This window comes from Desertimonas flava (assembly GCF_003426815.1).
Classification (GTDB): Bacteria; Actinomycetota; Acidimicrobiia; order Acidimicrobiales; family Ilumatobacteraceae; genus Desertimonas; species Desertimonas flava.
In genome coordinates, this window is the sequence record NZ_QKYK01000020.1 from 91113 (window position 1) to 100013 (window position 8901).

Annotated in this window: 13 protein-coding genes and 1 pseudogene; 1 reads left to right on the forward strand and 13 read right to left on the reverse strand. The window is 69.3% G+C overall.

Annotated elements, in window-relative coordinates; translation table 11 throughout:
• Position 1: 1 nt before the first annotated feature.
• The 12 genes and pseudogenes from rplN to rplC form a co-directional block, all read right to left on the reverse strand.
• Positions 2-370, reverse strand: coding sequence for a 50S ribosomal protein L14 (rplN, locus tag DN771_RS20015; protein ID WP_116999334.1), 369 nt, complete (start codon positions 368-370; stop codon positions 2-4).
• Between the two features lie 22 nt (positions 371-392).
• Entirely contained in the window at positions 393-746 is a 354-nt protein-coding gene (gene rpsQ, locus DN771_RS30505; protein ID WP_116999335.1) for a 30S ribosomal protein S17, read from the reverse strand.
• Positions 743-961 carry a 50S ribosomal protein L29 gene (rpmC, locus tag DN771_RS20025; RefSeq protein WP_116999336.1) on the reverse strand — a complete coding sequence of 73 codons (219 nt, stop codon included), beginning with the start codon at positions 959-961 and terminating at the stop codon, positions 743-745. Before rpmC ends, rpsQ begins: the two co-directional genes overlap by 4 nt.
• On the reverse strand, positions 961-1377 hold the full coding sequence (rplP, locus tag DN771_RS20030) for a 50S ribosomal protein L16 (protein WP_116999337.1): 417 nt from the start codon (positions 1375-1377) through the stop codon (positions 961-963). Before rplP ends, rpmC begins: the two co-directional genes overlap by 1 nt.
• A gap of 11 nt (positions 1378-1388) precedes the next feature.
• On the reverse strand, positions 1389-2261 hold the full coding sequence (rpsC, locus tag DN771_RS20035; protein ID WP_116999338.1) for a 30S ribosomal protein S3: 873 nt from the start codon (positions 2259-2261) through the stop codon (positions 1389-1391).
• On the reverse strand, positions 2261-2707 hold the full coding sequence (locus tag DN771_RS30990) for a sunset domain-containing protein (RefSeq protein WP_476700314.1): 447 nt from the start codon (positions 2705-2707) through the stop codon (positions 2261-2263). Before DN771_RS30990 ends, rpsC begins: the two co-directional genes overlap by 1 nt.
• Before the next feature lie 3 nt (positions 2708-2710).
• Positions 2711-3184, reverse strand: a pseudogene (rplV, locus tag DN771_RS30115) (50S ribosomal protein L22); the annotation flags it as partial.
• A gap of 95 nt (positions 3185-3279) precedes the next feature.
• Positions 3280-3564 carry a 30S ribosomal protein S19 gene (gene rpsS, locus DN771_RS20045; protein ID WP_116999340.1) on the reverse strand — a complete coding sequence of 95 codons (285 nt, stop codon included), beginning with the start codon at positions 3562-3564 and terminating at the stop codon, positions 3280-3282.
• A gap of 6 nt (positions 3565-3570) precedes the next feature.
• Complete coding sequence (gene rplB, locus DN771_RS20050; protein ID WP_116999341.1) at positions 3571-4407, reverse strand: 50S ribosomal protein L2; 837 nt, start codon at positions 4405-4407, stop codon at positions 3571-3573.
• A gap of 7 nt (positions 4408-4414) precedes the next feature.
• Positions 4415-4702 carry a 50S ribosomal protein L23 gene (rplW, locus tag DN771_RS20055; RefSeq protein ID WP_116999342.1) on the reverse strand — a complete coding sequence of 96 codons (288 nt, stop codon included), beginning with the start codon at positions 4700-4702 and terminating at the stop codon, positions 4415-4417.
• Positions 4699-5358, reverse strand: a complete 660-nt coding sequence (gene rplD, locus DN771_RS20060) for a 50S ribosomal protein L4 (protein ID WP_116999343.1) — start codon at positions 5356-5358, stop codon at positions 4699-4701. Before rplD ends, rplW begins: the two co-directional genes overlap by 4 nt.
• An 11-nt stretch (positions 5359-5369) precedes the next feature.
• A complete protein-coding gene (rplC, locus tag DN771_RS20065; protein ID WP_116999344.1) occupies positions 5370-6014 on the reverse strand; it encodes a 50S ribosomal protein L3 in 645 nt (214 codons plus the stop codon).
• Positions 6015-6832: 818 nt separating this feature from the next.
• Between rplC and DN771_RS20075 the strand changes: the two genes are divergently transcribed.
• The gene (locus tag DN771_RS20075) at positions 6833-7345 is read left to right on the forward strand and encodes an LPXTG cell wall anchor domain-containing protein (protein WP_116999346.1); all 513 of its coding nucleotides are present in this window, start codon (positions 6833-6835) and stop codon (positions 7343-7345) included.
• A 238-nt stretch (positions 7346-7583) separates the two neighbouring features.
• On the opposite strand, the gene DN771_RS20080 is transcribed toward DN771_RS20075, so the two are convergent.
• A complete protein-coding gene (locus DN771_RS20080; protein ID WP_205528672.1) occupies positions 7584-8846 on the reverse strand; it encodes a M23 family metallopeptidase in 1263 nt (420 codons plus the stop codon).
• Positions 8847-8901 lie beyond the last annotated feature (55 nt).

Consider the following 8901-nt stretch of genomic DNA (forward strand, 5'->3'; position numbering starts at 1 on the left):
CTCACAACACCTCCGGTGCGAGAGAGACGATGCGCATGAAGCGGCGGTCACGCAGCTCGCGACCGACCGGTCCGAAGATGCGGGTGCCGCGGGGCGTGAGATCGTCCTTGATGAGCACGGCGGCGTTCTCGTCGAAGCGGATGTAGCTGCCGTCGGGACGACGCTTCTCCTTCTTCGTGCGGACGACGACGCACTTGACGACCTCGCCCTTCTTCACGCCGGCGCCGGGAATGGCGTCTTTGACGGTGGCGACGAAGATGTCGCCGATGGAGGCGTAGCGGCGGCGCGTGCCACCGAGCACCTTGATGACGAGCACCTCTTTGGCGCCGCTGTTGTCAGCGACGCGGAGGCGAGATTCCTGTTGAATCACCGTGAAACCTCGTTTCGCAAGCTCACTTCGCACGCTCCAGCACCTGCGAGACGCGCCAGCGCTTGGTCTTCGACAGCGGGCGGGTCTCGGTGACCCGCACCCGGTCGCCGACGTTGACGTCGTTGGTCTCGTCGTGGGCGTACAGCTTCTTCGTCTGGAGGACGAACTTGTTGTACTTCGGGTGACGGACGCGCTCGACGACGGCGACCACGGCGGTCTTGTCCATCTTCTGGGAGACGACGATGCCCTCGCGGACCTTGCGGGCTGCTCGTGGTGCGGTCTCGGTGGCCGCCGGCGCCGCGGCCGGGGCGGCGGCCTCGGTGGCCGCCGTCTCGGTGTCGGCGCTGTCGACGCTGGTGTTCTCTACGTCACTCATGATGCGTTGGCCTCGGCTTCGGCGATCTCGCGCTGGCGGATCAACGTGTTGATGCGGGCGATCTGGCGGCGGACCCGCTTGATCTCGGCGGTGTTCTCGAGCTGACCGGTGGCGTTGCGGAAGCGGAGGTTCAGCGCCTCCTGCTTCGACTCACGCAGCTCGTCGACGAGCTGGGCGAGCCCCAGGTCGGACAGGTCGTTCGTTGTGCGGGCCATCAGACAGCCTCGTCTCGGGAGATCACGCGGGCTTTGATCGGCAGCTTCTGAATCGCCTTGTTCATGGCGGCCTTGGCCTGCTCGGGGTCGGGGAAGGAGAGCTCGAACAGCACCCGGCCCGGCTTGACGACGGCCACCCACAGCTCGGGGTTGCCCTTGCCGGAACCCATGCGGGTCTCGGCCGGCTTCTTCGTCACCGGCTTGTCCGGGAAGATGTTGATCCACACCTTGCCGCCGCGCTTGATGGCGCGGGTCATGGCGATACGGGCGGCCTCGATCTGGCGGGCGGTGAGCCAACCGGGCTCGAGCGCCTGGATGCCGTACTCGCCGAAGCTGATCGTGTCCCCACCCTTGGTGAGGCCTCTCGTGCGACCGCGGTGGTGCTTGCGGTGCGCGACCTTACGGGGCATCAACATGGTGTTGCCTCTCAGTCCTCGCCGCGGAAGTGCGGCGTTTCGTGGGCGTCATGGACGCGGCGGGCGATCTGCTCTTCTTCGTCGAGCAGCTTCTCGAGCTCGGTGTCGGCTTCCTTGATGAGCGGAGCCGCCTCGGGCTCGGCCTCGCGGCGGGCAGCGCTGGACACGACCCGGCGCGGCTCGGCGGCCTGACCCGAGGTCTCGCCGACGGCCATCGCCGCCTCGCGGGCGATCTTGTCGTCACTGACGGCCTTGTACGGGAGGATGTCGCCCTTGTAGAGCCACACCTTCACACCGACGCGGCCCGACGAGGTCTTGGCCTCACGGAACCCGTAGTCGATGTCGGCGCGCAGTGTGTGCAACGGCACGCGGCCCTCGCGGTACCACTCACGGCGGCTCATCTCGGCGCCGCCGAGGCGACCCGAGCACTGCACCTTGATGCCGAGGGCACCGGCGCGCTGGGCGTTCTGCACGGCCCGCTTCATCGCCCGCCGGAAGGCGATGCGGTTGGCGAGCTGGTCAGCGACGCCCTGGGCGATCAGCGCGGCGTCGAGCTCCGGGGTCTTGATCTCGACGATGTTGAGCTGCACCTTGGGGTTGCCCGTGATGTCGGTGATCATCGTGCGGAGTTCGTCGGCCTGGGCGCCGCGGCGACCGATGACGATGCCGGGACGAGCCGTGTGCACGTCGACACGGACCTTGTCACGGGTGCGCTCGATCTCGATGCGGCTGATGGCGGCAGACTCCATGCGGCGCATGATCGCCCCGCGGATCTTCCAGTCCTCGGTGAGGTAATCCTTGTACTGCCGCTCGGAGAACCAGCGGGACTTCCACTCGGTGGTGACGCCGAGCCGGTACCCGTAGGGGTTGATCTTCTGGCCCATTACTTGCTCTCTCCGTCCTCGTTGCTCGCCTCGGCGTCGTCGTCGCTGCTCGCCTCGTCGGTCTCATCGGCGGGCGTCTCGGCCACGTCGTCGGCCTGCTCGGCAGCAGCCTGCTCGGCCTCGACCTCGGCCTCCACAGCGGCGTCGTCGGTGACCGGGGCGTCATAGCCGGCGGCCTCGGCGTTCTCGACGGTGTCGAAGTACAGGTCGGCGTTGGTGATGTCGTAGTAGCGGCCACCGGGCACGTGGAACTTCATCGAGTTCCGGTTGCCCTTGACCGCGTAGCCCTCGGGCACCGAGCCGTCCTCGGGAGCGGCGACGGCGCCGGTGGGCAGGTCGAGCGCCTCGGTCGTGTCGACCGTGTCGTCCGACTCGCCGGTGACGGCGTCGCTCTCGGTGGACGAGCCCTCGCGCAGACCCTCGGCGCGCTGGCGGCTGCGGGCCACGCGCTCGGCGCGGGACCGGGCCGACAGCCCGGCGCCACGGCGGCCGGCGGCCGAGCTGGCCTGCCGGTTCTGCACGACCTCGAGGCGGTCGTCGCCGAGACGGGCGACCACGACGGTGATGTGCGACGTGCGCTTGCGGATGCGGCTGGCGCGGCCACGAGCGCGGGGGCGGAAGCGCTTGAGCGTCGGGCCTTCGTCGGCGAAGGCGGCGAGCACGAAGAGCTCCTCGGGATCCTGATTGTCGTTGTGGACGGCGTTGGCCACGGCGCTGGCGAGCACCTTGCGCACGTCGTCGGCAGCGCCGCGGTCGGTGTACTGCAGCACCTCGTCGGCACGCTGCACGGGCAGGCCACGGATGAGGTCGAGCACGACCCGCACCTTGGTGGCCGAACCCTTCACGTAGCGGGCAACGGCCTTGGTGGAGCGCTGGCCCTCGGCGAGCGCCAGCACGTTCTCGTTGAGCTTCGGACCAGTCATGAGAGTTGTCCTTCGACGAGAGCGACCGGAGCGCTAGCGGAGGGAGCGGCCAGCAACGGCCTGCGTGGCCGGGGAACGCAATGAGTAGTCATGATCTACCTACGACCCTTCGCGCCCTTCTCCTGGCCGGCGTGGAACTTGAACGTCCGGCTGGGGCTGAACTCACCGAGCTTGTGGCCGACCATCGACTCGGTGACGTACACCGGGACGTGCTTGCGGCCGTCGTGCACGGCGATGGTGTGCCCGACCATGTCGGGGATGATGGTGGAGCGGCGCGACCACGTCTTGATGACGCGGCGCTCGCCGGCGGCGTTCTGGGCGTCGACCTTCTTCAACAGATGGTCGTCGACGAACGGCCCCTTCTTGAGACTGCGAGTCATGACGGGTTACCTCCGACCCTTTCCGGAACGGCGACGGCGAATGATGAGCGACTGCGACTTCTTGTTCTTGTCGCGGGTGCGGCCCTCGGGCTTGCCCCACGGCGACACGGCAGGGCGACCACCGGAGGTCTTGCCCTCACCACCGCCGAGCGGGTGGTCGACCGGGTTCATGGCCACACCACGGGTCTGCGGCTTGACGCCCTTCCAGCGGTTACGGCCGGCCTTGCCGATCTTGACGAGCTCGTGCTCGGAGTTGCCGACCTCGCCGACGGTGGCCCGGCAGTCGATGAGCACGCGGCGCATCTCGGTGGACGGCATGCGCAGGGTGGCGAAGTCGCCGTCCTTGGCGACGAGCTGCACGGCGATGCCGGCCGAGCGGCCGATCTTGCCACCCTGACCGGGGCGCAGCTCGACGTTGTGCAGGGTGGTGCCGACGGGGATGAAGCGCATCGGCAGGGCGTTGCCCGGCTTGATGTCGGCGCCCTGACCGCTCTGCACGTGGTCGCCCACGTTGAGGCCCTTGGGCGCCAGGATGTACGACTTGGTGCCGTCGGCGTAGTGCAGCAGGGCGATGCGGCACGTGCGGTTGGGGTCGTACTCGATGGCGGCGACCTTGGCGGTCACGCCGTCCTTGATGCGCTTGAAGTCGATGATGCGGTACTGCTGCTTGTGGCCGCCGCCGCGGTGGCGGGCGGTCTTGCGGCCGTACGAGTTGCGGCCACCCGACTTCGGCTTGGGAGCGAGCAGCGACTTCTCCGGCTTGCTCTTGGTGATCTCGGAGAAGTCGGAGACGGTCTGGAACCGGCGACCGGGGCTGGTCGGCTTGCGTGTGCGGATACCCACGGTGACCTCAGTTCTCGAACAGCGGGATCTCGCCCGCCGAGAGGGTGACGATGGCGTGCTTCACGTCGGGCTTGGAACCGACGCGGTTGGTGCCACGGGTGCGGCGCTTCTTGCCCTTGCGGTTGAGCGTGTTGACCTTGCTCACCTCGACGTTCCAGATGGACTCGACGGCGTCGCGGATCTCGGGCTTGCTGGCCGACTTGTGGACCTTGAACGTGTAGACACCGGTCTCCATGCGGGCGTAGCTCTTCTCGGAGACGACGGGCGCCAGGATGATGTCGCGAGGATCCTTCATGAGTCGTCGCCCTTCGGGGTCGCAGCGTCGAGTGCCGCTGGACCAGATGTCGCAGCAGCGAGTGCTGCTTGTGTGAACACGATGTAGTCGTTGGCGAGCACGTCATAGGCGTTGAGCTCGCCGACCTGGATGACCTGAGCCTCGGGGATGTTCCGGAAGCTCAGGGCGGCGTTGACGTCGTCCCGCTCGATGACGACCAGCGCCCGACCCTCCACACCGAGGGCGGCGAGCGCCTTGGCGGCGTCACGGGTCTTCGGCGCATCGAAGCCCCACGAGTCGACGACGAGGACCTTGCCGTCGGCGGCCCGGTCGGACAGAGCCGAGCGCAGGGCGAGCTTGATCATCTTCTTCGGCGTGCGCTGGGCGTACGACCGCGGCTTGGGGCCGAGGGCGATGCCACCACCGCTGTAGTGCGGGGCGTTGGTCGAGCCCTGACGGGCGTTGCCGGTGCCCTTCTGGCGGTACGGCTTGGCGCCGCCACCACGGACCTCGCTGCGGGTCTTGGTGGACTGCGTGCCGGAGCGAGCCTTGGCGAGCTGGGCGACGACGACCTGGTGCATCACCGGGATGTTCGGCTGGATGCCGAAGGTGGCGTCGTCGAGTGTGACGGTGCCGGCGTCGGCGCCGGCGGGGTTCTTGATGGTGATCTGCGGCATCGCTTCGTTCCTCAGGCCTTGACCGCTTGCTTGACTGCGTTGCGCACGACCACCACGCCGCCGCGGGGGCCGGGAACGGCGCCCTTGACGAGCAGCAGGTTGCGCTCGGGGTCGGACTCGACGACTTCGAGGTTCAGCGTGGTGACCTGCTCGTGACCCATGTGGCCCGACATGCGGAGTCCCTTGAACACGCGCCCGGGGAACGAGCACGAGCCGACCGAGCCGGGGGCCCGGTGGTGCTTGTGGTTACCGTGGCTGGCGCCCTGGCCGCGGAAGTTGTGGCGCTTCATCGTTCCGGCGAAGCCCTTGCCCTTGCTGACGGCGGTGACGTCGACCTTGGTCCCGGCGGCGACGACGTCGACGAGGATCTCCTGGCCGACCTCGTAGCCGTCGACCGAGTCGAGACGGACCTCGATGAGGCGCTTGCCCGGGTCGACCGACGCCTTGGCGTAGTGGCCGGCATCGGGCTTGTTGAGCTTGCGGGCGTCGCGCCGTCCGTAGGTGACCTGGAGGGCGCTGTAGCCGTCGCGCTCGGGGGTCTTGACCTGGACGATGCGCATCGGCTCGACACGAAGCACCGTCACCGGGACGATCTTGTCGTCGACCCACTTCTGGCTCATGCCGACCTTTTCGCCGACGATCGCTGTGGTTGCCATGGCAACTGATCCTTGACTAGTGCCGGCCTCTCGGCCAGCTGATGGTTGATCGAGCGCCGGACCGTGTGGTCAAGCGCTATCCACGCTGCTGGGTCGCCCTGCGGCTCATTGCTGAGTCGGCTGGCCTCCATGCAAATGCTCCGCCGGCCGAGGCCGTACGGAGCATGGTGATGAGTTGTCGCCGGATGGTCCCCAGACGGACGGACCGCTGGGCTCACCCGGACATCGATTTGCGAATCTGCCGGAGAGGACGTGATGGCCTCTCAGGCACGGCTCTGGAACGCTATCGGGCCTGGTGGGTCGATCCAACCGGCCCGCGCCGATGCCGCCGGGCGGGAACCGGACGCCGAGCCGGGGCGAGTCCGAAACGGCGTTCTGGTCGGCTGTCAAGACGGCGTCGCTACAGTTCGGCCAGCGCGGGAGGCCGACGATGTGGGCCCGACGGGTGCGGCAGCCGACGCTCCAGTGGTCGCCGCCCACGTCGTCGAATCGGGGTGGTGGCCGGTCGTTGCCGCCGGGTCGGAGCTGCTGGGCGCGGCGGCAACGACCCGGCGACAAGGGCCGGTCGCTTCGACGCGTCAGCCCAGCTCAGCGGCTCGTCCGGCCCTCCGAGCGCGGACGGCGTCGGCGCGTCCCGATCGCGACCTCGGCGCGCGCCGGCGAGGCATCAGGGTCGTCACGGTCGTCAGGGTCGGGGTCGGCCGAAACATCAGGGTCGGACCCTGACGACTCGGGGGGCGCACCTCTTCATCATCGGTGGTGTCCACACGACAGCACAGCAACCGGATGCGAGTGCATCCGACACCACCGGAGGAATCATGAACACCAACACCCCCGCCGCGCAGCGGCACCGCCTGTCCCGCTTCCGTCTCGCCGCCGCCGCCGGCGCCGTGGCCGGCGTGGTCGCCCTCGGCCTCGGCGCCACGAGCGCATCAGCCGGGAGCCCCCCGACCATCCCGCCGGTCATCGTCAACCCGACGGACCCGCAGCCGCCGGTCCCGACGATCCCGCCGGTCATCGTCAACCCGACGAATCCCACCAATCCCCCGATCCCGACGATCCCGCCGGTCATCGTCAACCCGACGTTCCCCGAGCCCACCGATCCGGAGCCCACCGATCCCGTCCCCGGCGATCCCGGCGATCCCGGCGACCCGGCCGATCCGGGCGTCGAGGGTGACGGCGGCACGCCCGCCGGGCAGCCGCAGGCCGCACCGAGCGGTCAGCTGCCCGAGACGGGTGCGACGTCGGGCGTGCTCGTCCTCGCCGGCGTGGCCCTCACCGCCGGAGGTGCGGCGATCGTCACGATGACCCGCCGTCGTCAGACGGCCTGATCACCCGTCCGGTCCGGCCGGCCCAACCCCCGGCCGGACCGCCATCGTCCGCTCCACTCATGGGACCGCGAGAGCGGGGAGCGGGCATCGACCTTCGACCGGCACCCTCCGGTTGCCGGTCGAACCCCCAGAGCCGGCGCCTTCGGGCGCCGGCTCGGGCGCGTTGTCGACGCAAAGTGTGAGCCACGAGCGCGTGTATCCGCTTCGTGGGCTCACACGTCAGGGTTCGGCGGGCGGGTCAGCCGGTCCAGCCGGCGGCGTCGGTGCCGTGGGGGACGGTGGGTCCGTCGAGGCATCCGAGTCCCCGCGAGGGGCTGATCAGCGCGGCGTCGCCAGTGGCGGTGACGCGGCCCTGACTGTCGATGCTCCAGGAACCGTTGCCCCACAGGGGACGCACGGTCGTCGAGGCCACGTTCTCCGACGGCGCGCCGATGTGCACCGGATTGGACCACGGTCCGATGCCGATGGTGCAGGCCTGGCGGCGTTCGGCGGCCTGCAGCGACCAGTACGGGTCGTGCGGGGCGCCGGCGGGGTCGCGGATCTCGAAGTGGACGTGGGGCACGGAGTGTTCCGAGTTGCCCGAGTCGCCCATGTAGCCGATGATCTGTCCGGCCCGGACCCGATCACCCAGCCGCAGGCCGGGTGGGGTCTGCCAGACGAGGTCGCCGACGCCGTCGTCGCTGCCGGGGTTGTCGTTGTTGATGTGGAAGTAGTTGTAGCGCCAGCCGTCATCACCGGTCACCGTCACGCCGGCCCCGGCGATGTCGGAGCCGCGCGGTCCGATCGCCGTGATCGTCCCGTCGACCGCGGCGACCAACGGTTGCATGCGGACGCCGACGATGTCGACGCCTTCGTGCCGGCGGGTGCAGTCGTCGCGGCAGTCGTTCCAGCCGGGTGCGTAGTCGACCGGTCCCAACACCGGGAAGGCGATCGATCGCATGGCGCCGGACCCGTGGGCCGGCACCACCGGCGGCCGTGCCCGCTCATCGCCACGCGACCCCGCGGCCGGATCCGTGACCGTCAACGACGGCCCTGCCGCCACCATCGGTCCGGCATCGGGCTCGGTGCCGACCGTCGCGGGCGACACCTCGACGTCATTGTCACTGTCATTGTCGGCTTCGGGGGTGAGCAGTGTGGTGTAGACGGTGGTCCAGGTGCGTTCGAACAGTTCCCGTGAGAACGTGCGGTCCAGCGCGAACTGGTCCCACCAGTCGATGCCGGTGACCGAGTCGACGAACCACGACGACGCCACCGCCGTCACCAACCCGTCCGCACCGCTCGTGTAGCGGGCCAGATCCGCCCGGGCCCGGGCGTCTTGCACCATCGGCGGCGCCTCCACCGCACGGCCGTAGCCGGCGTAGCCGCCCCAGCGCTCGTCGGTGTAGCCGTATGCACCCGACCGGCCGTCCGCTGCTGTGTGTCCGTAGTCGCCACCCGACACCACCAACCGGAACGCCATCAACATCACCTCCACATCGACCGGCAGATCCTCCACCGCCACGTCGACGGTCGCTGCGTCGCCCTCAGCCGGCGTCGACTGCCCCGGCTGAGCCGGT

Excerpts from the sequence above, each read along its gene's own strand:
- rpsQ (WP_116999335.1), bottom strand. The coding sequence starts at position 746 with ATGAGTGACGTAGAGAACACCAGCGTCGACAGCGCCGACACCGAGACG.
- rpmC (WP_116999336.1), bottom strand. The coding sequence starts at position 961 with ATGGCCCGCACAACGAACGACCTGTCCGACCTGGGGCTCGCCCAGCTC.
- rplP (WP_116999337.1), bottom strand. The coding sequence starts at position 1,377 with ATGTTGATGCCCCGTAAGGTCGCGCACCGCAAGCACCACCGCGGTCGC.
- rpsC (WP_116999338.1), bottom strand. The coding sequence starts at position 2,261 with ATGGGCCAGAAGATCAACCCCTACGGGTACCGGCTCGGCGTCACCACC.
- rpsS (WP_116999340.1), bottom strand. The coding sequence starts at position 3,564 with ATGACTCGCAGTCTCAAGAAGGGGCCGTTCGTCGACGACCATCTGTTG.
- rplW (WP_116999342.1), bottom strand. The coding sequence starts at position 4,702 with ATGAAGGATCCTCGCGACATCATCCTGGCGCCCGTCGTCTCCGAGAAG.
- rplD (WP_116999343.1), bottom strand. The coding sequence starts at position 5,358 with ATGCCGCAGATCACCATCAAGAACCCCGCCGGCGCCGACGCCGGCACC.
- rplC (WP_116999344.1), bottom strand. The coding sequence starts at position 6,014 with ATGGCAACCACAGCGATCGTCGGCGAAAAGGTCGGCATGAGCCAGAAG.
- DN771_RS20075 (WP_116999346.1), top strand. The coding sequence starts at position 6,833 with ATGAACACCAACACCCCCGCCGCGCAGCGGCACCGCCTGTCCCGCTTC.